Consider the following 24,435-nt stretch of genomic DNA (forward strand, 5'->3'; position numbering starts at 1 on the left):
GGCTTCAGGTATTCCGATGCTGGCTTCCGGGCGGCGAGGCTTTCCGAGCGGAGAGACACTCATCGCGGTGGGACGCGCGGATCGATGCGGGGGAACTCGATCTTGGCGTCTCGACCATCGGGCGCTCGCCGCCCGGAAACCCTGAATTCGCTTGCCCAGCCCTTTCGCCGAAGCGACGATCAAGCCGGCTTCATGCCTGCGGTCAGCGCAGGGCCTTTGCGGCATCGCCTTCCGCAGAGGCGGCCTGGACCGCATCGCCGGTCAGCTTGACCTTGAGATTCTCGGTCATGAACTGGGTGCCGGCGGCAACGACGACATCCCCCGGCTTGAGCCCGTCGGCGACGCTGACGCCGTCGGCGGTGAACTCCGCAACCTTGACCAGGCGCTCGTGCACCGTCTCGCCGGCGCGGTCGACGGTCCAGACAATCTTGCGACCATCCTTTTCCGCAAGCGCGCTGAGCGGGATCGACACCATCTCCTGCTTCTTGGCCACCGAGGCCTCGATGTTGGCGGTCATGCCGAGCAGCACGCGCGGGTCGTCGGGCAGCGAGACGCGGACGGCAAAGGTGCGAGACTGCTGGTCGGCGCTGCCGGCGACTTCACGCACTTTGCCGGAGAGCGCCAGCGCGTCATCGGACCAGAAGCTGGCCTTGACGTCCTTTCCCGGCTTGAAGGCGGCGATGTCCATTTCGGGAACCGCGATCAGCACTTCCTTTTCGCCGTCGACGGCAACGGTCATCACAGGCGTTCCGGCGCCGACCACCTGGCCGACATCGGCCGAGACCGCCGTGACGATGCCGTTCTCGCTCGCCTTGAGATCGGTGTAGACGACCTGGTTCTGCGCCTGGGCAAGGGTAGAGCGGGCAGCATCGCGCGTCGCTACCGCCTGGTTGTAGCTCAGCGTCGCCTGTTCGAGCTGCGACTTGGAGGTGAAGTTCTTGGCAAAAAGCTGTTCAGCGCGCTTGCGGGACAGATCGACCGTCTCGACCTGCCGCTCGGCGGCGTCGAGGCTGGCCTTGGCGCTCTTGACCGACAACTCATAGTCCGTGGGATCGATACGGGCTAGCACATCGCCTGTCGTCACATGCTGGCCGATGTCGACCAGGCGCTCAGTGACCTTGCCCGAGATGCGAAAGCCGAGGTTCATTTCGGTACGGGCTCGCACCGAGCCGGAATAGGTGAGTTCGCGACTCTTTTCGGCCTGGCCGATCTCGACCACCTTGACCGGACGGATGATGTCCTGGACCTCGGTCTTCTCCTGGCTGCAGGCGGCGAGCCCGAGCGTGGCGACGATCAGGCCGGCGACCGGCAGCTTGCGGATGATGGAACTGGACAAAGACACTTTCGTACTCCCGACTGGAGATGAACGGTCGACACCGGCGCCCGGCGGGCGGCGGCTATTACTTCAGAGCCTTGATCGCGTAATCGATGAGATCGTCGGGCATCGCCCGATTGGTCTTGGCAAGGCACTGCGCCACCATTTGCGGGTGGCACAGAATGACGGTGGCGGCGCCGAAGCAGCGCGATGCGATGACCGGATCCTGGTCGGCAAACTCGCCGGCCTCGATGCCCTCGCGGATGACCTCGGCAAACAGGTCGTGAATGCTGTCGATATGCTTGTCGATGACGCCCCAGTCGCGCTCGAGCGCGACGATGACCATTTCGTGGACCTTCTGGTCGTCGAGCATGACTTCCAGCGTCATCTTGTACTGCGCATGCACGTAGCGGCGCAGCCGCTCCTCGGCGCTGATCGGCAACCGGGAAATCTCGTAGGCCATGTTGTAGCTGGCGAGGAGCATGCGGCCGCAGACGGCCTGGTGGATTTCGACCTTGGAGGCGAAGAAACGGTAGATATTGGCCGGCGACATGCCGAGTTCGCGGGCGATGTCGGCGACATTGGTCTTGCCGTAACCATAGTGCCGGAACAGGCGTTCGGCACAGTCGAGAATGCGGGTGACATTCTCCTGGCGGGTGGAGTCGGCCATTATGCTGGCGGCTTCGGACATGGCTCTCTGTCGATTTATGAGTGACGAATTTCAACTTTCGTCAGTCGTAAATCGAAAAGAGGGAATTGTCAATGCGAATTCGACGTACGCGTATAATTTGGTGACAGAGGGTGTGCGCGAACTCGACCTTGCGCGTGCCGTTGCGCTCTGGAACTAAGATCCCTTCGCCATTTCCCGCAGCTGAAACTTCTGGATCTTCCCCGTCGATGTCTTCGGGATCTCGGCAAAAATCACCGCCTTCGGCACCTTGAAGCGGGCGAGCAGCGCGCGGCAGTGTTCGATGATCTCGGCCTCGCTTGCCACCTTGCCGGGCTTCAGCTCGACATAGGCGACCGGCACCTCGCCCCATTTGTCGTCTGCCTTGGCGACGACGCCGCAGGACGCCACGGACGGGTGTTTGTAGAGAGCTTCCTCGACCTCGATCGATGAAATGTTCTCGCCGCCGGAGATGATGATGTCCTTGGAGCGGTCCTTGAGCTGGATGTAGCCGTCGGGATGCATGACGCCGAGGTCGCCGGAGTGGAACCAGCCGCCGGCGAAAGCCTCGTCGGTCGCCTTCCTGTTCTTCAGATAGCCCTTCATGACAATGTTGCCGCGGAACATGACCTCGCCGATGGTCTCGCCGTCGGCCGGCGTCTTCTGCATCGTCTCCGCGTCCATCACCGTCAGGCCTTCGAGTGCGGCATAGCGCACGCCCTGCCTGGCCTTTCTGGCGCTGCGTTCGCCCTTGTCGAGACCGTCCCAGGCGGTGTGCCATTCGTTGACGACCGCCGGGCCATAGGTCTCGGTCAGGCCGTAGAGATGGGTGACGGCAAAGCCGGCATCGGCCATGCCTGACAGCACGGCTTCCGGCGGCGGCGCGGCAGCGGTGTTGAAGGTAACGGTCTGCGGGAAGTGGCGCTTGTCCTCATCGCTGGCGTTGATGAGCACCGACATGACGACCGGCGCACCGCAAAGATGTGTGACGCCGTGGTCGGCGATGGCATCGTAGATCGGCNGTAGATCGGCTTCGGCCGCACCCAGCGCAGGCAGACATGGGTGCCGGCCTGGACGGCCATTGTCCATGGGAAGCACCAACCATTGCAGTGGAACATCGGCAGCGTCCACAGATAGACGGCGTGCTTGGCCATGCCGGCATGGATGGTGTTGGTGTAAGCCATCAGTGCAGCGCCGCGATGGTGGTAGACGACGCCCTTCGGATTGCCTGTCGTGCCGGAGGTGTAGTTGAGCGAGATGGCGTCCCATTCGTCGTCGGGCATCGACCAGGCGTAGCCCTGGTCACCGCCGGCGACGAACGCCTCATAGTCGATCGCGCCGATGCGCTCGCCCTTGGGATAGGGTGCATCGGCGGCATAGTCGGGGTCGTCATAGTCGATGACCAGCGGCTTCACCTTGGCCAGTGCCAGTGCCTGTTTGACGACAGCAGCGAATTCGCGGTCGACGATGAGCACCTTGGTCTCGGCATGGTCGAGCTGGAACGCGATGACGGCGGCATCGAGCCTTGTGTTGAGCGAATGCAGCACCGCTTTGGCCATCGGCACGCCGAAATGCGCCTCCAGCATGGGGGGCGTGTTGGACAGCATGACGGTCACCGTATCACCCTTGCCGATGCCGCGCTTCGACAGCGCCGAGGCCAGCTTCAGCGAGCGCCGCCAAAAGGTGCGATAGGTGATGCGCTGGCTGCCATGGATGATGGCGACATGATCGGGATAGGTGCTTGCCGCCCGCTCCAGATAAGTGAGCGGCGTCAGCGGCTGATGGTTGGCGGCGTTCTTGCCGAGATCCTGCTCGTAGGGACTGCCCATCCCGTGCTCCCCGAATTTTCATTGTTGAGAACTTCTAACCACAGGTTCCCGCCACGTCACCATCGGCGATTCCCGACCGGGCACATTTGGCGCAATGATCGTCCAGATTCGATGGGCAAAGAGGTATCGTGTACCCACGCCAGTTTGACTTTTGTCGAGAGCCGTGAATAATGTCAGCCGAGGAGACGGCATGGCGATCCGACCGGCAGAACAGCTTATCCACAAGGCCGCATGGCTCTATTATGCCCATGGCCTGCGCCAGGACCAGGTCGCCAGCCAGCTTAACATCTCCCGCGCCTCGGTCGCCATGTATTTGCGCAAGGCGCGCGAGACCGGCATCGTCAACATCTCGACCTCGACGCAGCTGTTCACCGACGACGTGCTTGCGCGCCAGCTCGAGGACGCGCTCAAGCTTGATGCGGTGTGGATCGCGCCGGAGAATGCCTATGTCGTCGACCCTTCGACGGACGTTGCGGTGCTGGCGGCGGGCGTCTTTCTCGAACTGGTCAAGAAGGGCGACCGGATCGGCGTCGCCTGGGGCCGCACCGTCTACACCATCGCCGACGTCATGTCCTATGCCGACCTGCAGGACGTCACCGTTGTGCAGCTCTGCGGCAATCTCGGCGCGCCCTACTCCTACCGTCCCGACCAGTGCACGATGGAGATCGCCCGGCGGCTCAACGCCAAGGGCCTCAATTTCTACGCGCCGCTGGTGCTGACGACGGAATTGCTGGCGCATGGGCTGCGCGCCGAACCGGTGATCCGCGAACAACTGGCCGATATTGCCAACTGCGATCTGGCGCTCTATTCGGTCGGCACCGTCGATGGCGACAGCCATGTCGTCAAATGCGGCGCGCTCAGCCCCGGCGAGATGGGGCTGTTGCGCGAAGCGGGCGCCGCCGGCGTCGTTGCCGGCCAGATCATCGATGCCACCGGCAAGGCGCTCGACTGCAGCTACAACCGCCGCGTCATCTCGGCCTCGCTGTCGTCACTGCGCCAGATCGAAAAGCGGCTGATGGTGGTGCAGGAAGACAGCAAGTTCGAACCGCTGCTCGCAGCACTCGCCGGCGGACTCTGCACGCATCTCGTCGTCGGCGCCAGCATGGCGCGGCGGCTGCTCGACCATGCCGGAGCCAGTGCGGGGGCAAAAAAGGCTTCCTGACCAACGAAATCCCAGCAGCAGGCGCATTGTCATCAAGGCGTCGCGGCACTCCTGTTCACAGCAACATCAAAGACAGCAAAGCGGACATAGCGACATGAAGAACCTTTGGAATGACGGCGACGCGGAAAGACTGGTTGCCGACTATGCGAAAAAGGGCGTTGCCCGCGACCTCGCGCTGCGCGTCTACACGACCCGGCTGCTCGGCGGCGAGCCGCGGCTGGTGCTGCATGGCGGCGGCAACACCTCCTGCAAGACCAAGGCCACCGATCTCGTCGGCGACGAATGGGATGTGCTGTGCGTCAAGGGCAGCGGCTGGGACATGGGTGTGATCGAGCCGCAAGGCCTGCCGGCGGTCAAGCTCGGCGCGCTGCTGAAGGCGCGTGCGCTGGCCAGCCTCGCCGACGAGGACATGGTGGCGCTGCAGCGGGCGAACCTCATCGACCCCGCCTCCCCCAATCCATCGGTCGAGACGCTGCTGCACGCCTTCCTGCCGCATAAATTCGTCGACCACACGCATTCGACCGCGATCCTCGCCATCGTCGACCAGGCGGACAGCAAGCCGCTGATCAAGACCGTGTTCGGCGACAAGATGGGGTACGTGCCCTACATCAAGCCGGGCTTCGACCTCGCCAAGGTGGCCGCCGATGTCTACGACGCCGACCCCAGCGTCGAAGGCCTGATCCTCGACAAGCATGGCATCTTCACCTTCGGCGACGCTGCGAAGCAGGCCTATGACCGCATGATCCATTATGTGAACGTGGCCGAAGACTATGTGGCGAAGAACGGCAAGCCGAAGGCAGCGAAAGCCGCACTGCCGGCCAAGCTCGCAACGCCGGCAGCGATCGCGCCGATGCTGCGTGGCGCGGTGGCGGTGGCGCGTGGCGAAGGCCGCTTCGACCGCATGATCAGCGATTTCCGCACTTCGGACGCCATCGTCGATTTCATCAACTCAGCCGGCATTGCAGACTATGCCGGACGCGGCGTGTCGACGCCCGACCTGTCGATCCGCATCAAGACCGGACCGATGGCGGTTCCGGCGCCAGACGCCGACAAGATTGGCGACTACAAGGCCGTCATCAAGAGCCATGTCGACGCCTTCGCCAACGACTATCGCGCCTATTTCGAAACCAACGATGCGCTGGACGACGTCCAGCGCACCATGCTCGACCCGATGCCGCGGCTGACGCTGGTGCCGGGTCTCGGCATGTTCGGCCATGGCCGCACGCTGAAGGATGCGAAGATCGCATCTGATGTCGGCGAGATGTGGATCGAGGCGGTGCGCGGCGCCGAGGCCGTCGGCAGCTTCCATCCTCTATCGAAGGCCGACCTCTTCCCGCTGGAGTACTGGTCGCTTGAGCAGGCCAAGCTCGCCTCCAACAAGCCGAAGCCGCTGACCGGCCAGGTGGTGCTGATCACTGGCGGCGCCGGCGCGATCGGTGCTGCGACGGCAAAACTGTTCGCCGCCAATGGCGCGCATGCCGTCGTCGTCGATCTCGATGCGGCCAGGGCGGCCGAGGCGGCAAAGGCAGCNTCAGACGTGTGCTCTTCCGATCTATCGGCGAGCTCGACGATGCCCTGCTGCGCAAGAGTTTCGAGCTCAACTTCTTCGCCCACCAGTCGGCGGCGCAGAACGCGGTGCGCATCATGCTGGAACAGGGCACCGGCGGTGTGTTGTTGTTCAACACCTCCAAGCAGGCGGTCAACCCGGGTCCGAAATTCGGCGCCTATGGTGTGCCGAAGGCGGCGACGCTATTCCTGTCCCGGCAATATGCGCTCGACTACGGCGCGCACGGCATCCGCTCCAATGCGGTCAACGCCGACCGCATCCGCTCCGGCCTGTTGACCGACGCCATGATCGCCAGCCGTTCCGGCGCGCGCGGCATGTCGGAGAAGGAATACATGTCGGGCAATCTGCTCGGACAGGAGGTGACGGCAGAAGACGTGGCGCAGGCCTTCCTGCACCAAGCATTGGCCGAACGCACCACCGCCGATGTGACGACGGTCGACGGTGGCAACATCGCCGCAGCGCTGCGCTAGACATAGACCTGGAGCGGTTCATCGTTCACCAAAACGACGAACCGCTCTCCCACCTGAAGGACTCCAGGCGGAGAACTGCTTTTGCAGGTCGTGCTGAAAAACTGCTCGAACCGGTCAAAATCCACTCCAATCCTTGGCCTATTGCTCGACCACTTTAGGGCGCGCCTTGTGTTTCGCATGCGAGCTCCGACCCTGATCCTTGGTGGAGTTGTCGATGGCTGCGAAGAGACTTCGTGTCGGCTTGCTGTTCGGCGGGCGCTCCGCCGAGCATGAGGTGTCGCTGCTTTCGGCAACCAATGTCATAGCCCTGCTGGACCCGGCGAAATCCGACGCCGTTCCCATCTTCGTCACCCGCGAAGGCCAATGGCTGCTGAGCAATTTCAAGGACGGCGCGCTGGCGACACCGTCTGATGGGACGCAGCTTTGCCTGGCGCCGGGCGGGCATGGGCGGATGCTGGCGATCCCCGCCAAGGGTGCGCCGCACGACCTGCCTGCCATCGAATATGGTGTTCCGGTACTGCACGCCTGCATGGCGAGGACGGCGCGGTGGGCTGGTGCGAGTCGGGCGGTCATGATGCAGGGGCAGATTCCTAACAGATATGTTAGACCTTGTTGGATGCATTATAATGTGGGTATGAAAAATGAACCTATGCGCACCCTCACCATATCCCTCACCGCGCAGCAGATAGCTCGCCTGCAAAGCGCTATCGAAGGTGGCGGTTATGCTTCCAACAGCGAGATTGTCCGCGACGCCCTGCGCTTATGGGAGCAGCGCGAGGAATTGCGCACGCTCGAACTCCAGCACTTGAAGCGGGCCTATGCCGACGGGATGGGCAGCGGCAAGCCAGTGGCTGTCGACCCCACCGAGTTCATCGGCAGCCTGAAGGCAGAACGCCGCGCCCGTGGCTAGCTATAGGCTCACACCGCGCGCTTCGCAGGATTTGCGAGACATCTGGCACACCATCGCCGCCGACAATGAAAAGGCAGCAGACAGACTGTTGATGCGCATTTTCGAAAGACTGGAGCTGGCGGCGCAGCACCCCAAGATGGGCAGCGCACGGCCCGAGTTAAGCGCAACGGCCCGCGTGCTCGTCGAAGGCCGTTATATCATCATCTACGAGCCGCAGCCCGATGGTGTCTGTGGCGATTGTCCACGGGATGCGCGATCCAGACCATTGGTTGTAGGCCGGCAGGCTTACGATCAATATGAAAAGAGCGGCCCATGCCGCCCTTCGCATCTATCAGACGACCGATCCTACTTCGCGTTCGGGTTCGGCATCCAGGCCGGCATGGCGACATCGGCATGGGCGAATTGCGGCAGCTTGGCCGACAGGTCCTCCATGTTCTTGATGTCCTTGTCGATCAGGTCCTTCTGGGTGATCAGCGTCGGCGGCACGATGACGTTGTGGCCGGGATCTTCACCGGCGAGCAGCTGCGCCAGCGCGCGCACCGAGACCTGGCCGACGACGGCAGGGTTGGTGGCGGCGGTGGCGGCCCAGGCGCTGTCGGTCTCGCGCATGGCCGCGATGTCCGAGGTAGAGATGTCGGCGGAGTAGATCTTGATCTTCTTGTTCAGCCCCGCCTCGTCGACGGCGATCTTCACACCCTTGGCGAACTCGTCATAGGGCGCGAACATCACATTGATGTCGGGATGCGCCTGCAGCACCGAGCGCGCCTGGTTGGCGACCGAGTTGGCGATCGGGTTGTCGAGCGTGCCGAACATCGCGACTTCCTTGATGCCGGCATGTTTCTTCTTCACGTCGACCCAGGTCTCGTTGCGGCGGTCGAGCGGCGCGATGCCAGCGACATAGACATAGCCGGCATTCCAGCTCTCGCCATTGTCCTTGACCGCCTGCTCGAGCGCCAGGCGCGCAAGGTCCTTGTCGGACTGTTCGATCTGCGGGATCTTGGGGTTTTCGACATTGACGTCGAAGGCGACGACCTTGATGCCGGCATCGACCGCGCGCTGGGCGGCGTCCTTCATCGATTCCGTCAGGCCGTGCTGGATGATGATGCCCTGCACGCCGAGTGCGATGGCCTGGTCGACCATGTCGGATTGAAGGGCGGCGTCCTGGCGGCTGTCGAGCACGCGCAGATCGATGCCGAGCGCCTTGGACTGGGACTCGACGCCCGAGAGATAGGCCTGGAAGAAATCGCCGGTCGAGAGATAGCGCACCAGCGCGATCTTGACGCCGGGCTTGTCGAACGGCGCCGGCTTGTCGGCGGCAAAGGCCGGGACCTGCATCAGCATTGTTGCGCCGGCCAATCCGAGCGCGACCTTCCCCAAAAGTCGTCTTGTGATGTTCACGTTCTTTCCTCCGTTTGTTGAACCCAAAACTGTCCCGGCAGCCATTCTATCTCCTGCCCCGGCCGGAAAGGGCGAAGGTAAAGACAAGGGCGACGACGAGAACCACGCCCTTGACGAAATCCTGCGTGTAGTAAGGCGCGTTCATCATCGTCAGGCCTTGCAGCAGGATGCCGACGAACAGCGCGCCGATGGCGGTGCCGAAGGCGTTCGGCTTGGCGGCGCCGAGCACCGCGTAGCCGATCAGCGCCGCGGCAACCGCATCGAGCAGCAGATTATTACCCGACGCGATGTCACCGCGTCCAAGCCGTGCGGCCAGCAAAATCCCGCCGATCGAGGCAAAAACTCCTGAAATGACGTAGGCCCAGATTTTGTATGCCTTGACAGGCGCGCCGGCGAGTTCGGCGGCCCGTTCATTGCTGCCCACGGCATACATCATGCGGCCGAAGCGTGTGTATTCGAGGAAGAACCAGATCAGCACGGCGAGCACGATCAGCACGACCACCGAGACCGGAATGAGGTTCGGGATGAAGAAGTCGAAGCGGTGGCGGCCGAGCGCCAGGAAGGCGTCGGAGAATTTGCCGTTGGCGACCGAGCCGTCCGGCATTGTCATACCGGTGGCGATGGAGCGTCCTTCAGTCGGGATGCGCTGGAGGCCGACGAGCAGGAACATCATGCCGAGCGTCGCCAGCAGATCGGGCACGCGCATATAGACGATCAGCCAGCCATTGATGAGGCCGACAAGGGCGCCGATGAGCAGGCAGATGAGGACAGCGACGACAACGTTCTGCTCCAGCACCACCATGACATAGGCAGCCGCCATCATGGCCGATGTGGCAACCGAGCCGATCGAGAGATCGAAGCCGCCGACAACCAGTGTGGCGGTGACGCCCAGCGCCAGCACGCCGGTGATGGCGACCGACTGGAAAATGAAGACGGCACTTTGCGGCGAGACGAACCCGTCGGCGGCGATGGCGAAATACGCGATCAGCCCGAACAGAAGCACGATGAACCCATAGCGGATGGCGTAATCGCGCAGCGTCATTCAGCGCCCGCCGTCAATACCCAACTCAAACCCGTGCACTCCATTCCAACCCTCAGTTCTTCAATCATCGTGGCTCAGGCCGCACTGTGCAACGGCCCGCCCGCGACTTCGGCCAGCAGACGGTCGAGATCGACATCGGCGTTGCGGTGTTCGCCGACGATGGTCTGCTCGGACATCACCAATATGCGATCGGCCGTCTCCAGTGCCTCGTCGAGTTCGGTGACGAACAGCAGCGTGGCGCGGCCATTGGCGCTGGCCCTCAGCTTGGCGGCGATGTCGCGCCTGGCGGAGATATCGACGCCCTGGAACGGTTCGTCGAGAATGAACAATCGGGCGTCCTGCGCCATCCAGCGGGCCACCATCACCTTCTGCTGGTTGCCGCCCGAGAGAGTGGTCATCTCGTCCTTCTCCGAGCGGCAGACGATGCCGAGATCCTCGATCTGCCGGCGGGCAATAGTGCGTTCAAGGCCGCGTTTGAGAACTGAAAAACGCGACATGCGCTTGTGGAAGGGCAGGCTGATGTTTTCCTGGATGTTGAAGTCGCCGACGATGCCGTTTTCGCCACGGTCCTTGGCGACCAGAAACACGCCGGCGGCGATGGCTTCGCCGGTCGACGCGGGCGCATAGGGCTTGCCATATAAAGTCATCGTGCCGGACAGCGGCTTGCGCAGGCCGAACAGCGTCTCGGCGAGCGCCGTCTTGCCGACGCCGACGAGGCCGGTGATGGCAACGACCTCGCCGTCGCCGAGCGTCAGCGAGAATGGCCGGGCACCAGGGGCGATGCGCAAGGCATCGACGGTCAGGATCGGCTTGGCAGAACTCCTGGCTTCGATGCGGTCAAGATGGATCTTGCGGCCGAGCATGGCGTTAACGGCACCCTCATAGTCGAGAGGCTCGCTGTCGAAGACGCCTGAGATGACGCCATCGCGCATCGAGACGATGCGGTCGGCAAGCCGCCTGATATCCGACATGCGGTGCGAGATGTAGAGGATGGCGACGCCTTGCTCGCGCAGCCGGTCGAGCAGGGCGAACAGCCGGTCCGCCTCGGCGCTGGACAGTGAGGAGGTCGGCTCGTCGAGGATCAGCACTTTCGGCTGGTGCGCCATGGCGCGCGCGATGGCCACCATCTGGCGATCGGCCAGCGACAGATCGCTGATGCGGGCCTTGAGGTCGATGGCGAGCCCCATGCGGTCGGCCACCGCTTTGGCTTCGCGGCGCACCCGGCCGGGGTTGAACAGCAGCGGCGCGCCCTTGCCGCTCAACCTATCCAGCGTCAGATTGGTGGCGACATCGAGATCGGCGACGACGCCGTCATTGATGTTTTGATGCACGGTGACGACGCCTGCGCGGATCGCCTCGGCCGGCGTGTTCGGCGCGAAATCATGACCGGCCAGGTGCATGGTGCCGCCGGCATGGTCGTAGACGCCGCTGATAATTTTCACGAGGGTGGACTTACCGGCGCCATTGGCGCCCATCAGCACGGTGATCTCACCGGCATGCAGTTCGAGCGAGACGCCGCCAAGCACCTCGATATGGCCGAAGGACTTCCTCAGCCCGTCCACGCGGAACACGGCATCATTGCCCATTCGTTTCCTCCCTGACCATGACGCTATGGGCTACGTCATCAATTGTCAACTCGATTGACAATTGCCAGTCAGCTTCCTAGCTTGGCCTCACCGCCATCGCTCCACTATGATTGAGCGAGCAAGCGGGAGGGTGAGGAATGACTGCGAAATTGCCGTTCGAAGCACTGTCGGTGGAGACGCTTGCAACGCGCCTCGGCACGAACGAAGCGCTGTGCGCAAAAATCGGCCCCGATACCGGTGCCTGGAAGGTGCGCGAGGTCGGCGACGGCAATCTCAACCTCGTCTTCATCGTCGAGGGCGTGTCGGGTGCGGCCGTGGTCAAGCAGGCCCTGCCCTATGTTCGCCTCGTCGGCGACAGCTGGCCGCTGCCGCTCAAACGCTCCTTCTTCGAGTATCACGCGCTGACGCGGCAAGAGGCGCGCGCGCCGGGTTCGGTGCCGGCGATCCTCCATTTCGACGAAGCCCAGGCGCTGATCATCATGGAATATCTGGCGCCGCCGCACATCATCCTGCGCCGTGCCCTGATCGGCGGCCGCGAGTTGCCAAATATCGCCCGCGACATCGGCCTGTTCATGGCCCGCACTTTGTTCCGCGGCTCCGATCTCTCCATGCCGACCAAGGACCGCAAGGCCGACCTGGCGCTGTTCGCCGACAATGTCGAGCTCTGCGGCATCACGGAAGACCTGGTGTTTTCCGATCCCTATTTCGACGCCAAGCTGAACCGGCACACCTCGCCGCAGCTCGACGGCCTGGTCGCCGAGCTGCGCGCCGACCGCGACCTCAAGGTCGAGGCGCAGCGGCTGAAGCATATCTTCGCCGCCAACGCCGAGACGCTGCTGCATGGCGACCTGCATTCGGGCTCGATCATGGTCACCGACACCGAGACGCGGATGATCGATCCGGAATTCGCCTTCTACGGTCCGATGGCCTTCGACGTCGGCATGCTGCTCGCCAATTTCTGGATGTCCTACTTCTCGCAGCGCGGCCATGAACACAAGGGCAAGCGTGACGCCATGCGTGCCTATCTGCTCGGGGTGACCAATGACACCTGGACGGTGTTCCGCGCCGAGTTCTCGCATCTATGGCGCACCGAGCGCACCGGCATGCTTTACCAGAAGAGCCTGTTCGAGGATCAGGGCGACATTCTCGCCTCGGAGCAGGCGCTCGACCATGTGCTGCACCAGATCTGGACCGACCTCTTGGGCTTTGCCGGCATCGAGGTGCACCGGCGCATCCTCGGCCTCGCCCACAATGCCGATTTCGAGACCATCGAGGACGAGGATCTGCGAGCCTCCTGCGAGGCCAAGGCGCTGAAATTCGGCCGTCACATCGCCGTCAACCGGCGCGAGATTCACGGCATGGACGAGGTTAATAATCTGGCCGCTTTGATCGAACGGGAGAGCAGGATTTGAACGTCGGCGAGCGCCACTACCGCACCATCTGGCTGAGCGACGACCAGCGTTCGGTCGAGATCATCGACCAGCGCTGGCTGCCGCACGAGTTCCGGGTCGAGACGATCGGGAGCGTTGCCGGCATCGCCACCGCGATCCGTGACATGTGGGTTCGTGGCGCGCCGCTGATCGGCGTCACCGCGGCCTACGGCGTCGCCATCCAGATGGCGGACGATCCGTCTGACGAAGCGCTCGACGCGGTCTGGGAGACGCTGCACAAGACGCGGCCGACTGCGATCAATCTACGCTGGGCGCTGGACGAGATGCGGCGGTTCCTAAGGCCGATCGTATTGGGACAGCGCGCGGAGGCGGCCTATAAGCGCGCTGCCGAAATCGCCGACGAGGATGTCGATCTCAATCGCGCCATCGGCGAGAACGGGCTTGCCATCATCAAGGAGATCGCGGCACGCAAGAAGCCGGGCGAGCCGGTCAACATCCTCACCCATTGCAACGCCGGTTGGCTGGCGACGGTCGATTACGGCACCGCCACGTCGCCGATCTATCTCGCCGTCGAGGCCGGCATTCCGGTCCATGTCTATGTCGACGAGACGCGCCCGCGCAACCAGGGCGCCCAGCTGACCGCCTGGGAGATGGCCGGCCACGGCGTGCCGCACACGCTGATCGTCGACAATGCCGGCGGCCATCTGATGCAGCGTGGCGCGGTCGACATGGTGATCGTGGGCACCGACCGCACCACGGCCAATGGCGACGTCTGCAACAAGATCGGCACCTATCTCAAGGCGCTCGCCGCCTCCGATAATGAGGTGCCCTTCTACGTCGCTCTGCCCTCGCCGACCATCGACTGGACGGTGGGTGATGGCCTCACCGAAATCCCGATCGAGGAACGCTCCGGTGACGAGGTGTCGCTGGTCTGGGGCAAGACGGCGGACGGCAAGATCGCGCAGGTTCGGGTTTCGCCCGAAGCGACGCCGGCGGCCAATCCGGCGTTCGATGTGACGCCGGCACGGCTGGTGACGGGGCTGATCACCGAGCGGGGTGTGGCCAAGGCTTCGCGCGAAGGGTTGAAGGCGATGTTCCCCGAACGCGGATAATCTCCCCCCTTGAGGGGGAGATGTCGCCAAAGGCGACAGAGGGGGGTCGGCGCGTCCTGACGCGACCTCCCAGCATCGACAGATGATGCTAGCGCTCCAGTCGAACCGACCCCCTCTGGCCTGCCGGCCATCTCCCCCTCAATGGGGGAGATTAGCGCCTCACCGGCTGGCTACCGGATTTCAGCCCTGCAACAAGAATTGCGGCCTCGATGGCCGCTGACGGTTGCGGTTCTGGCGAAATCCGGCCAGAAGCATCTAGGCCGGCAATCGGCCGGCCCGCGACGTTGCGCTTGAAACCAGATACGGGAGACTATTGGGTGGCTCGCATAACACTGAGACAATTGCTCGACCACGCCGCCGAATACGGCTACGGCGTACCCGCCTTCAACATGAACAATATGGAACAGGGCCTCGCCATCATGGAGGCGGCCGAGGAGACCAAGTCGCCGGTCATCCTGCAGGCCAGCCGCGGCGCCCGCGCCTACGCCAATGATGTGGTGCTGGCCAAGCTGATCGACGCGCTGGTCGAAATCCACCCCGACATCCCGGTCTGCATGCATCTCGACCATGGCAACAACGAAGCCACCTGCGTCACCGCCATCCAGTACGGCTTCACCTCGGTGATGATGGACGGCTCGCTGAAAGAGGACGGCAAGACGCCGGCCGACTATGCCTACAATTCCGGAATCACCCGGCGCGTCGTCGACATGGCGCATTGGGGCGGCGTGTCGGTGGAAGGCGAGATCGGTGTGCTCGGTTCGCTTGAGAGCGGCGGCGGCGAGCAGGAAGACGGCCACGGCGTCGAAGGCGCCATCAGCCACGACCAGCTCTTGACCGACCCAGTGCAGGCGGTCGAATTCGTCAAGGACACCCATGTCGATGCGCTGGCTGTCGCCATGGGCACCAGCCACGGCGCCTACAAATTCTCGCGCAAGCCGGACGGCGCGGTGCTGGCGATGAATGTCATCGAGGAAATCCACCGCCGCCTGCCCAACATGCATATGGTGATGCACGGCTCGTCCTCGGTGCCCGAGGACCTGCAGGAGATCATCAACAAATATGGCGGCCAGATGAAGCCGACCTGGGGCGTGCCGGTGGAAGAGATCCAGCGCGGCATCAAGCACGGCGTGCGCAAGATCAACATCGACACCGACAACCGCATGGCGCTGACCGGCGCCATCCGCAAGGTGCTGACCGAAAACCCGAGCGAGTTCGATCCGCGCAAATATCTGACGCCGGCGATGGCGGCGATGCGCAAACTGTGCAAGGAGCGCTTCGAGCAGTTCGGCACCGCCGGCAATGCCCAGAAGATCAAGCCGCTGCCGGTGGCTGAGATGGCCAAGCGGTACAAGTCGGGCAGCCTCGATCCGAAGTTTGGCTAGGGCTCTTAATGGATAAAAAAGGCCGGGCGCGAAAGCGGCCCGGCCAAAAGAAGGTCAAGAACCTTCAGAGGGGAACACCGCTCGGTGGAATGGGAGGAAACCGCCGAACGATAATTCCTATATGCGCGTATTCGCGGCAGATGGCGACGAACGGCTTTCTAAAACAACGCGAGATTCGGAAATTTCGTTCTCGTTTTGAAAGATTTCAGCCGGTGAGGCGTCGGTTTCCAGAAGATCGGCGTAGTGCCGGCGCGCCACGTCGGGATGCGAGCGCAGGCGGCTCTTCAGCACATTGGTGCCGACATTGCGAAACAGCGGGTTGTCGGGGTCGCTGGCCGGCCCGCGCGCCTCGGCCGCCAGATTCTCGGGCAGGTCGAGCAGCGGAATCGTGGCGTCGAGCCGGGCGCTGAAGAAGAACGGGACCGAGACGCGCTCGACGCCGGCTGGCGGTGTCACCACACGGTGGACTGTCGCCCGGAGATAGCCGTTCGACGCCAGTTCGAGCAGTTCGCCGATGTTGACCACCAGCGTGTCGGGCAGCGGATCGACGTCGACCCAGGCACCGTCATATTCGACCTGCAGGCCCTTGCTCTCGTCCTGCAGCAGAAGCGTCAGGAAACCGCCATCCTTGTGCGCGCCGACGCCCTGGTCATCGCCGGTGGCGTCGCGACCGGGGTAGCGCACGATCTTCATGCGGTGGTTGGGCTCGGCCCGGTAGATCGGATCGAAGGCATCCTCGGTCTGGTCGAGCGACAAAGCGAAGGCCCTGAGCAGCCGGATCGCCACCGCTGTCGCCTTGGTCTGCCATGCCAGCAGAGCCGGCTTCAGCTCGGGCAGTGCCCCCGGCCACTGGTTCGGCCCTTGCAGCCGCGTCCAGGCGGGCACGCCGGGGCCTTGTTCGATGGCCGGGCGTTCGACGCCGATGTCGAGCTGTTCGCGCCAGTCGGCCTTGCCTTTGGTCAGCTCGCCGCCGGCGCGCGTGTAGCCGCGGAACTGCGAGGACTTCACCATTTCGATCGCCAGTTTGTCGGCTTCCGGCAAGGCAAAGAACCGGCGCGAGGCGTCGAGCACTTCTGCGGTATCCGCAGCCGATATGCCGTGGCCGGTCAAATAGAAGAAGCCGACATCGCGCGCGGCCGTGCGCAGGTCGAAGAGAAACGTTCGCCGCTCGGAAGCGCCCTGTTCGAGACGGCCGAGATCAAGCACGGGTACGATCCTGGGCATGGTCAAGCTCCTTGTTCCGCTGTCACGGTGGCACGCAGGCCGGTCCGATCAAAGCAACGCGCAATCCAATCTCGGCGCCGATAGAGAAAGCCGGCGCTGCGTTTGGCAGCCTGCCGGCAAATAACGTTCGTGGCGCTCATCCGCGCCGGTCCAGCCTGGCGACCAGCCGGTCGCCGACCCACTGGATGCCGCAAACGAGGATGATCAGCACAATGACCACGGCGACCATGACGCTGGTCTCAAAACGCTGGTAGCCGTAGCGGATGGCGAGGTCGCCAAGCCCGCCGGCACCGATGGCGCCGGCCATGGCCGAGGCGCCGATCAGCGTTACCAGCGTCACCGTGAAACCGGCGACGATGCCGGGCAATGCTTCGGGCACCAGCACCTCGCGGATGATCGTCCAGCGGTTGCCGCCCATGGCGCGCGCCGCCTCGATCAGGCCGCGATCGACCTCGCGCAGCGACACTTCGGCGATGCGGGCATAGTAGGGCGTCGCCGCAATCGACAACGGCACGATCGCCGCCCAGGTGCCGATCGAGGTGCCGACGATCAGCCGCGTCACCGGGATCAGCGCCACCAGAAGGATGATGAAAGGCACCGAGCGGAAGCCGTTGATGACGGCGCCGAGCGCGCGGTTCACCCACAGGCTTTCGGCAATGCCGCCGCGCTCGGTGGCAATCAATGCCAGGCCGAGCGGCAGCCCGAAGACGAGCGAGATGAGACCGGACGCGGCTGTCATCAGGACCGTCTCCCAGATCGAACGCAGCAGAAGTTCAAACAGAACCGGCGACATGGCCAAGCACCTCCACCCGCGCGTCGCGGGCCTTCAGGAATGCGATTACTTTCGACAGATGTTTCGGATCGTTGCCCGCGACCGCAAGGAACAGCGTGCCGACCGGCTGCTGTTGGACATGGTCGATGCCACCATGGACGAGGCGGAAAGGCCCCGGCACCGCCACCGCAAGATCGGACAGCAGCGGACCGCGCGCGGCCTCACCTGCGACGTCGACCCTGAGGATGAGCTCGGCGCCGCCTCCGGGAGCAAGCCGGCCGGCAATCTCGGCCGGCAGTTGCGGGCGGATGCCGCCGAGCAGGCTCCTGGTGATTTCGGAACGCGGCTCGGCAAAGACCGACCACACCGGGCCTTGCTCGACGATGCGCCCGGCATCGATCACCGCGACGCGGTCGGCGATCGAGCGGATCACCTCCATCTCGTGGGTGATGAGCAGGATGGTCAGGCCGAGCTGCCGGTTGATGTCTTTCAGCAAGGCCAGGATGGAGCGCGTCGTCTCCGGATCGAGCGCTGAGGTCGCCTCGTCGGACAGCAGCAGCGCTGGCCGCGCGGCCAGCGCCCTGGCGATGCCGACGCGCTGCTTCTGGCCGCCCGACAGCGAGGACGGATAGGCCTTCGCCTTCTCCGACAGGCCGACGAGGTGGAGCAATTCGGCGGCGCGCGCCAGCCGTTCGGCCTTTGGGCGGCCCTCGATCTTCAGCGGCAGCGCGACATTGTCCTCCACGGTCTTGGCCGACAGCAGATTGAAGTGCTGGAAGATCATGCCGATGCGACGCCGCAGCGGCTGCAATTCACGCTCGCCGAGCCGGCCGATCTCGCGGCCCTCGATGAAGACGTCGCCGGAGTCCGGCCGCTCCAGCCCGTTGAGGCAGCGGATCAGCGTCGACTTGCCGGCTCCGCTGCGGCCGATGATGCCGAGGATCTCGCCCTTCTTCACCGTCAGCGAGACGCCGTCGAGCGCAGGCGTCGCGCCAAAGCGGCGCTTGAGGTCGACGAGGCGTACGACATCTTCTTGCCCGGCCGATATATTGACCGGACCGGATGCCTCGGCCGTGACGTGCTGGTTCATCTCACTGTCCGTTTCAACGCTCGACAAATGCGACAGCGGCCCGCTCAACAGCGGGCCGCCTGCTCCTGACAACCAGGCGCCAATCAATAGGCGCTGATCCCGGTGCCCTTGTAGACCTTGTCGAACTCGGCCTTGACCGCCTCGTTCTGGTAGGACGCGACCAGCGTCTTCACCCACGCCTCGTTCTCGTTGCCGGATTTCACGGCGATGAAGTTGCGGTAGGGGTTGTCGGCCACTGGCTCCTGGGCGATGCGGTTGTCCGGGCCGAGACCGCTCTTCAGCGCCCAGTCGGTGTTGACGACAGCCGCGTCGAGATCCTCGACCGAGCGGCCGACAATGCCGGCGTCCAGTTCCTTGATGACGACCTTCTTAGGGTTCTCGGCAATGTCGGCGGTGGTCGCCAGGATGCCGGTGCCGTCCTTCAGCTTGATCACGCCTTCGTTCTGCAGAACGCGCAACGCGCGGCCCTCATTCGAGGGGTCGTTGGGCAAGCCGATGACGGCGCCTTCGGGCAGGTCGGCAACCTTGGTGTATTTCTTGGAGTAGAGGCCGATCGGCCAGACGCCGGTGTAGCCGACGCGCACGATGTGGTACCCTTGGGTCTTGATCTGGTTGTCGAGATAGGGCTGGTGCTGGAAGGCGTTGGCGTCGATCTCGCCGCGCTCGAGCGCCTCGTTGGGCTGGGTGTAGTCGTTGAACACCACGGTCTCGACGGTCAGGCCTTTTTCGGCGGCCTGGGCGACGACGACGCGCCAGACATCCTCATCCTCGCCGCTGATGATGCCGACCTTGATAGACTTCTTGTCCTCGGCGAAGGACGGCGTCGGCTGAGCCAGACCAACAAGCGTGATGGCCGAGGCAAAAAGTGCCGCAAGGGCAGCTCGCCGGCTGATGGCTGAAAAAAGAAGAGAGCTGGAAGCGTTTCCGCGTTCGGACATTGTCGATCCCTCGTAATCCTGAAGTCATTGCGGCGAGGTGGAATACCAAGCCTTGACGACATCATCGGCAATGCTGCTTGCCGGATCAAAGAACCGCATTTCTTCTCAAACACGAAGCCGGGAATATTCTCTCAAAGATTTCGCGATTGCGAGAACGCTCACGCCGGACCGGTCAGAATGTCTCGACAAAGGGCCGCAGCTCGACCTCGAAGCTCCAGGCGCTGCGATGCTGGCGATGGGTCGCGAGATAGGTCTGCGCGATCGCATCGGGCGACAGCTGGCTGTCCGGTCGCTCGGGCTTCGTCCCGACCGGCTCGATCTGGCCGTCGATAATGAAATGGGCGACATGGATGTTCTTCGGGAAGAGTTCGCGCGCCATCGACTGAGCCAGACCGCGCAGGCCGAATTTCGGCATGGCAAAGCCGGCGGAGTTGGGAAAGCCCTTGGTGCTGGCCGAAGCGCCGGTGAACAGGATCGAGCCGGAGCCGCGCGAAAGCAGCCGCCGCGCCGCCTGCTGGCCGACCAGGAAGCCGCCATAGGCGCCAACCAGCAGCGCCTGTTTGACCGCATCGGGATCGACCTCGGCGATCGGGCCGCGCGTGCGGCCGCTGGCGTTGAAGACCGCAAGCGCCAGCGGACCTTGCTTGTCGGCGGTGTCGAACAGGCCGGCGACGGAGGCCGGGTCGGCGACGTCGGTTTCGACGGCCAGTGCGCCGGTTTCCCCGACCAGCGCCGCGAGCTTGGCCGTGTTGCGGGCGGCCAGCACCACGCGGAAGCCTTCCTTGGTGAGAAGACGGGCCAGCGAGCCGCTCAGGCCCGCGCCCGCGCCCGCGATCACTGCGACTTCGGATGCCATGCCGTTTCTCCCTGGCGATTGATGTGCTTGTTCCATAGCTGGCGTCTTGAACGGCAAGAGGCAAGAACGGCGTTGCTCGATTTTCGCTGTTCGGTGAAAAACTCTGCCGGCAGGTTCGGAGCAATCGACCGCGGCCAGGGTCTTGCCTGGCGAGACAATCCGTCCGACAGGTGATTGCGTTGGAATCGCAAACGGTGTCGCAAGGGAGTCGACCGTGGAACCAATCTGGGCCGTCGGCCTGATGACCGGCACCGTGCTTGACGGCAATATCGACGTGGCGCTGATCAAGACCGATGGCGAGCGGATCGCCGATTTCGGCACCTATACGCTGGCCCCCTACCCCGCAGCGATCCGTGCCTTGCTGGAGGAGACGCTGCGTCAGGCCCGGGTGTGGAATTTCGACGGGCCGGAGCCGGCGATCTTTGCCGAAGCCGAGGAGGCGCTGACGCGGGCGCAGTCGGCGGCGGTGAAGGACCTTGTCGAAAGCAACGGCCTGACCATGGGCGATATCGGCGTGGTCGGCTTTCACGGCCAAACCGTGCTGCATCGTGCCCCGCAACCCGGGCGGCGCGGCGATACGCGCCAGTTGGGCGACGGCGAGCTGATGCATTCGATCCTGGGCGCCAAGGTCGCCTATGATTTCCGCTCGGACGATGTGCGCGGCGGCGGCCAGGGCGCACCACTGGCGGCTGCCTACCACGCGGCGCTTTTGAGGGAAGCCGACGCCAGCGGGGACACCGCTGTGCTCAATCTCGGCGGTGTCGGCAACGTCACTTGGTGGGACGGCAAGGACAACATCGTCGCCTTCGACACTGGCCCGGCCAACGCGCCGCTCAACGATTTCATCAAGGCAAACGGCCTCGGCGAGATGGACCGCGACGGCGCACTAGGCGCGGCCGGCACCGTCGATGAAGTGCGGCTGGCCAAATTGCTCCAGCATCCGTATCTGACCAAGCCCTATCCGAAATCGCTCGACCGTTTCGACTTCGGCGCCGCCATGGCCGACGGCCTCAGCGCAGAGGATGGGGCGGCGACGCTGACGGCCTTCACCGTCTCGGCCGTCGGCAAGGCGCTCGATTTGTTGCCGCGCCGGCCGAAGCGCCTAGCGGTCAGTGGCGGCGGCCGCCGCAACCCGACGATGATGGCGATGCTGGCGAGGCGCGCCAACGTCGAGGTGGTGCAGGCCGAGACACTGGGCTGGAAAGGCGATGCGGTGGAGGCCGAATGCTTTGCCTTCCTTGCCGTGCGCGTGCTGCGCGGCCTGCCGATCAGCTTTCCCAGCACCACCGGCGTGCCGCGGCCGATGCAAGGCGGGCGGCTGGCAGGTTAGAGCTTCTTCTGCAGGAAGATGCGGCTGCGGCCGATGGGAAAGTCAGGCAGCTCGCCGAAACGCCGGTAGCCTTGCCGCTCATAGACTTTGGCCGCTGTCGGATTGAACGTGTCGATCCAGGCGGTCTGGCAGCCCCGGGCGACTGCTTCGCGCTCGGCAGCGTCCAGCATGTCGCCGGCCATATGCTGGCCGCGCAGGCGTTCGTCGACCCACAGCCATTGCACATAGAGCCAGCCCCAGGCGGTGTATCCCGAAATGCCGGCGACGACAGCGCCGTGCTCGTCACGAACGAAGACCGCGATCGGCTTGCGGCCGGAGGGGCCGACATCGCCGTCATTGAACGCCGTCAGCCGCTCGGCCAGGAAGGCGAGGTCGTCTGACGAGGGGTCGGCAGTGGTTTCAAGCGTCGTCTTCATCCGGGCGGGGCTCGCATGGCAAGCCAAGCTCTAGCGAAGGACGGGATGAGGACGCAAGCTTTACGGCTTGATGGGCGGAGGCGACCGCCATGACCCCGCTGCTGCCGCAACCAGCATCAGCACGGCGGCGACGATCGCGCAGATGGCAAAGCCGAACGATGAATAAAGCGGCCCGAAGCTGGTGGTGCCGATGAAGACGGCGAGGTAGGTGACCGAACTGTTCAGGCCCATGATGGTGCCACGGCGCGACGGATCGAGCGCGGTAAGGCGCATCACCAGCACGTTCAGGCCGAAATGATTGGCAAGGCCCCAGATGGCGATCATAGCCAGGATCAGCACGAAATTGCTGCTTGCGAGCGCGATCGCGACATAGACGACGGCGACCAGCAGATAGGCGAAAGGCATGACGCGCCGTGCGCCGATGCGGTCGATGACGCCGTCGAGGAAGGCCGCGGCGCCGAAGCCGGCGCCGTAGGCGAGTGCGGCCAGCGCATTGGCGCTGACGGGCTCGCCCAGATCCTGGTGCAGATGATCGCCGAGATAGCCGTAGACGCCGTAAAAAGCGGTCATGAAGGCGGTGCAGGCGATGAGCAGCGGCACGATGCCCGGAATGGCCAGCGCAACGAACGGCGACGGCGCCGGGCCGCTCTTCCTGACGTCGCTGAGCGAGGTCATCGACAAGGCAGCAAGCGCAATGGCGGAAAGCACCGCGACGGCGGCGAAGACGGCGCGCCAGTGCACGAGATCGGCAAGCACGGCCGACAGCGACACGCCGGCCACCATGGAGACCGTCCAGCCGGTCAGCACGACGCCGATCGTGCCGCTTTCGCGGCCGGGCGGCGCAATTGCCGCTGCACTGGCATAGATGGCCGGCATGGCGACGCCGGCGGCGATGCCGGCGACGGCCTGGGCCGCGACCAGCATGATCACCGTCGGCGCCAGCGCGCTGGCGAGAAGCCCGACCGCCAGCAACAGCAGAGCGCCCTGCAGCATGCGGCGGGCGCCGACGCCGTCGATATAGCGGGCGAGGAACAAAGCGCTGGCGGAAGTGCCGAGACCGAAGGCAGCCGACGCGGCCATCACCGCCGGCACGCTGGTGCCGAAGGATGCGGCGACTGCNAAGTGCCGAGACCGAAGGCAGCCGACGCGGCCATCACCGCCGGCACGCTGGTGCCGAAGGATGCGGCGACTGCCGGAGCAATTGGACCCAGGACCAGCGAGTTCGAGCCGATGACGGCGATGCAGCCGGTCAGGAGGTAGGCCAGCGCCGGGATCGGCTGATGGAGCGTTGCAGCTTGATGCGCGTTCGTCATCGGGTCATAATGGCCGAACTGGATTCCGCGACAACAAGGAATTTCGATATGGACGAAGAAACAGATGGGGTTCTGCAGAACAAGGTAGCTCCCCGCGAGCTCGACGCAATCGACCGAAAAATATTAGGCGTGCTGGTCGAGGATGCGACGATCAGCTACGCCGAACTTGGCGAACGCGTCTGCCTTTCGCCGCCGGCGGCGCATGAGCGGGTCAAGCGCCTGCGGCGCAGCGGCGCCATCCGCGGCACGGCTGTGATCATCGACCCGAAGGCGGTGAAGAAGCCGCTGCTCACCTTCGTGCATATCGATACCAAGGGCTGGGGCAAGACACCGGAGCTGATGGCCGTCTCCCAATATCCTGAGGTCGAGGAAATCCATTCGGTGGCCGGCGACACCTGCATGCTTCTCAAGGTCCGCACCGAGGACACCAGGGCGCTCGAAGGCCTGCTGGCGCGTCTCTACGAAACGCCCGGCGTCACCTCGACGCGAAGCTATGTCGTGCTGTCGACCTATCTCGAGCGCCCGGTGCAGCCCGAGATCACGGCGCAATGGCCGACGCCCCGGCATATGGCCACGCCGTTGTACTGATCTGCGCTATCTTCGTCTTGCCGGGGCCACAACAATCCTTCACAAACGGCACCCTATATTGATGCCAGGCATTGATT

18 protein-coding genes and 5 pseudogenes are annotated in these 24,435 nt (G+C 64.1%); 10 read left to right on the top strand and 13 right to left on the bottom strand.

Going from position 1 to position 24,435, the window contains the following annotated elements:
• Positions 1 to 202 precede the first annotated feature (202 nt).
• The 3 genes and pseudogenes from X751_RS142540 to X751_RS01000000164040 all read right to left on the bottom strand — a co-directional run bounded on the left by X751_RS142540 (position 203) and on the right by X751_RS01000000164040 (position 3,811).
• Positions 203 to 1,342, bottom strand: coding sequence for an efflux RND transporter periplasmic adaptor subunit (locus X751_RS142540; protein ID WP_023692166.1), 1,140 nt, complete (start codon positions 1,340 to 1,342; stop codon positions 203 to 205).
• Positions 1,343 to 1,400: 58 nt separating this feature from the next.
• The gene (locus tag X751_RS142535; RefSeq protein ID WP_023668564.1) at positions 1,401 to 2,006 is read right to left on the bottom strand and encodes a TetR family transcriptional regulator; all 606 of its coding nucleotides are present in this window, start codon (positions 2,004 to 2,006) and stop codon (positions 1,401 to 1,403) included.
• 153 nt (positions 2,007 to 2,159) lie between these two features.
• Positions 2,160 to 3,811: pseudogene (locus tag X751_RS01000000164040) on the bottom strand (acyl-CoA synthetase).
• Positions 3,812 to 4,001: 190 nt separating this feature from the next.
• Here X751_RS01000000164040 and X751_RS142530 point away from each other — a divergent pair.
• The 5 genes and pseudogenes from X751_RS142530 to X751_RS1000000168640 all read left to right on the top strand — a co-directional run.
• Positions 4,002 to 4,973: a sugar-binding transcriptional regulator gene (locus X751_RS142530; protein ID WP_023684445.1), complete on the top strand. Its 972-nt coding sequence runs from the start codon at positions 4,002 to 4,004 to the stop codon at positions 4,971 to 4,973.
• Positions 4,974 to 5,067: 94 nt separating this feature from the next.
• Positions 5,068 to 7,010: pseudogene (locus X751_RS07685) on the top strand (bifunctional aldolase/short-chain dehydrogenase).
• A gap of 208 nt (positions 7,011 to 7,218) precedes the next feature.
• Positions 7,219 to 7,559: pseudogene (locus X751_RS1000000165950) on the top strand (D-alanine--D-alanine ligase A); the annotation flags it as partial.
• Positions 7,560 to 7,659: 100 nt separating this feature from the next.
• On the top strand, positions 7,660 to 7,920 hold the full coding sequence (locus X751_RS0133860) for a type II toxin-antitoxin system ParD family antitoxin (RefSeq protein WP_023692171.1): 261 nt from the start codon (positions 7,660 to 7,662) through the stop codon (positions 7,918 to 7,920).
• Positions 7,913 to 8,083 (top strand): annotated as a pseudogene (locus X751_RS1000000168640) (type II toxin-antitoxin system RelE/ParE family toxin); the annotation flags it as partial. The gene X751_RS0133860 and the pseudogene X751_RS1000000168640, both read left to right, overlap by 8 nt.
• Positions 8,084 to 8,265: 182 nt before the next feature.
• On the opposite strand, the gene X751_RS142525 reads toward X751_RS1000000168640, so the two are convergent.
• The 3 genes from X751_RS142525 to X751_RS142515 form a co-directional block, all read right to left on the bottom strand.
• A complete protein-coding gene (locus X751_RS142525; RefSeq protein ID WP_023692173.1) occupies positions 8,266 to 9,318 on the bottom strand; it encodes a substrate-binding domain-containing protein in 1,053 nt (350 codons plus the stop codon).
• A gap of 46 nt (positions 9,319 to 9,364) precedes the next feature.
• Positions 9,365 to 10,360: an ABC transporter permease gene (locus X751_RS142520; RefSeq protein WP_023668572.1), complete on the bottom strand. Its 996-nt coding sequence runs from the start codon at positions 10,358 to 10,360 to the stop codon at positions 9,365 to 9,367.
• A gap of 74 nt (positions 10,361 to 10,434) precedes the next feature.
• Positions 10,435 to 11,946 carry a sugar ABC transporter ATP-binding protein gene (locus tag X751_RS142515; protein WP_023745554.1) on the bottom strand — a complete coding sequence of 504 codons (1,512 nt, stop codon included), beginning with the start codon at positions 11,944 to 11,946 and terminating at the stop codon, positions 10,435 to 10,437.
• Positions 11,947 to 12,083: 137 nt separating this feature from the next.
• Here X751_RS142515 and mtnK point away from each other — a divergent pair, with 137 nt between their 5' ends.
• From mtnK to fba, 3 genes are all read left to right on the top strand, one after another.
• On the top strand, positions 12,084 to 13,358 hold the full coding sequence (gene mtnK, locus X751_RS142510; RefSeq protein ID WP_023745555.1) for an S-methyl-5-thioribose kinase: 1,275 nt from the start codon (positions 12,084 to 12,086) through the stop codon (positions 13,356 to 13,358).
• Positions 13,355 to 14,449 (top strand): S-methyl-5-thioribose-1-phosphate isomerase, encoded by a 1,095-nt coding sequence (gene mtnA, locus X751_RS142505; RefSeq protein ID WP_023668575.1) that lies wholly within the window; start codon positions 13,355 to 13,357, stop codon positions 14,447 to 14,449. The genes mtnK and mtnA overlap by 4 nt, the downstream gene beginning before the upstream one ends.
• Before the next feature lie 317 nt (positions 14,450 to 14,766).
• Complete coding sequence (fba, locus tag X751_RS142500) at positions 14,767 to 15,831, top strand: class II fructose-bisphosphate aldolase (RefSeq protein ID WP_031247178.1); 1,065 nt, start codon at positions 14,767 to 14,769, stop codon at positions 15,829 to 15,831.
• Positions 15,832 to 15,948: 117 nt separating this feature from the next.
• On the opposite strand, the gene X751_RS142495 is transcribed toward fba, so the two are convergent.
• From X751_RS142495 to X751_RS142475, 5 genes are all read right to left on the bottom strand, one after another.
• A complete protein-coding gene (locus tag X751_RS142495; RefSeq protein WP_023726348.1) occupies positions 15,949 to 17,055 on the bottom strand; it encodes an isopenicillin N synthase family oxygenase in 1,107 nt (368 codons plus the stop codon).
• 136 nt (positions 17,056 to 17,191) lie between these two features.
• Positions 17,192 to 17,848, bottom strand: a complete 657-nt coding sequence (locus X751_RS142490; protein ID WP_023668578.1) for a methionine ABC transporter permease — start codon at positions 17,846 to 17,848, stop codon at positions 17,192 to 17,194.
• On the bottom strand, positions 17,829 to 18,917 hold the full coding sequence (locus X751_RS142485) for a methionine ABC transporter ATP-binding protein (RefSeq protein WP_023704825.1): 1,089 nt from the start codon (positions 18,915 to 18,917) through the stop codon (positions 17,829 to 17,831). Before X751_RS142485 ends, X751_RS142490 begins: the two co-directional genes overlap by 20 nt.
• Before the next feature lie 83 nt (positions 18,918 to 19,000).
• Positions 19,001 to 19,855 carry a MetQ/NlpA family lipoprotein gene (locus X751_RS142480; protein WP_023745558.1) on the bottom strand — a complete coding sequence of 285 codons (855 nt, stop codon included), beginning with the start codon at positions 19,853 to 19,855 and terminating at the stop codon, positions 19,001 to 19,003.
• Positions 19,856 to 20,027: 172 nt separating this feature from the next.
• Positions 20,028 to 20,711, bottom strand: coding sequence for an SDR family NAD(P)-dependent oxidoreductase (locus X751_RS142475; RefSeq protein ID WP_023745559.1), 684 nt, complete (start codon positions 20,709 to 20,711; stop codon positions 20,028 to 20,030).
• Between the two features lie 214 nt (positions 20,712 to 20,925).
• Here X751_RS142475 and X751_RS142470 point away from each other — a divergent pair, with 214 nt between their 5' ends.
• Entirely contained in the window at positions 20,926 to 22,041 is a 1,116-nt protein-coding gene (locus tag X751_RS142470) for an anhydro-N-acetylmuramic acid kinase (protein ID WP_023745560.1), read from the top strand.
• Here the strand turns inward: X751_RS142470 and X751_RS142465 are convergent.
• Positions 22,038 to 22,457, bottom strand: coding sequence for a GNAT family N-acetyltransferase (locus X751_RS142465; RefSeq protein ID WP_023692175.1), 420 nt, complete (start codon positions 22,455 to 22,457; stop codon positions 22,038 to 22,040). The two genes, X751_RS142470 and X751_RS142465, sit on opposite strands and share 4 nt — an antisense overlap.
• A gap of 60 nt (positions 22,458 to 22,517) precedes the next feature.
• Positions 22,518 to 23,770: pseudogene (locus X751_RS07615) on the bottom strand (MFS transporter).
• Between the two features lie 48 nt (positions 23,771 to 23,818).
• Between X751_RS07615 and X751_RS142460 the strand changes: the two are divergent.
• Positions 23,819 to 24,358 (top strand): Lrp/AsnC family transcriptional regulator, encoded by a 540-nt coding sequence (locus tag X751_RS142460; protein WP_023687041.1) that lies wholly within the window; start codon positions 23,819 to 23,821, stop codon positions 24,356 to 24,358.
• Positions 24,359 to 24,435: the final 77 nt, after the last annotated feature.

Source organism: Mesorhizobium sp. LNJC394B00 (assembly GCF_000502555.1).
In the GTDB taxonomy this organism is placed as follows: Bacteria; Pseudomonadota; Alphaproteobacteria; order Rhizobiales; family Rhizobiaceae; genus Mesorhizobium.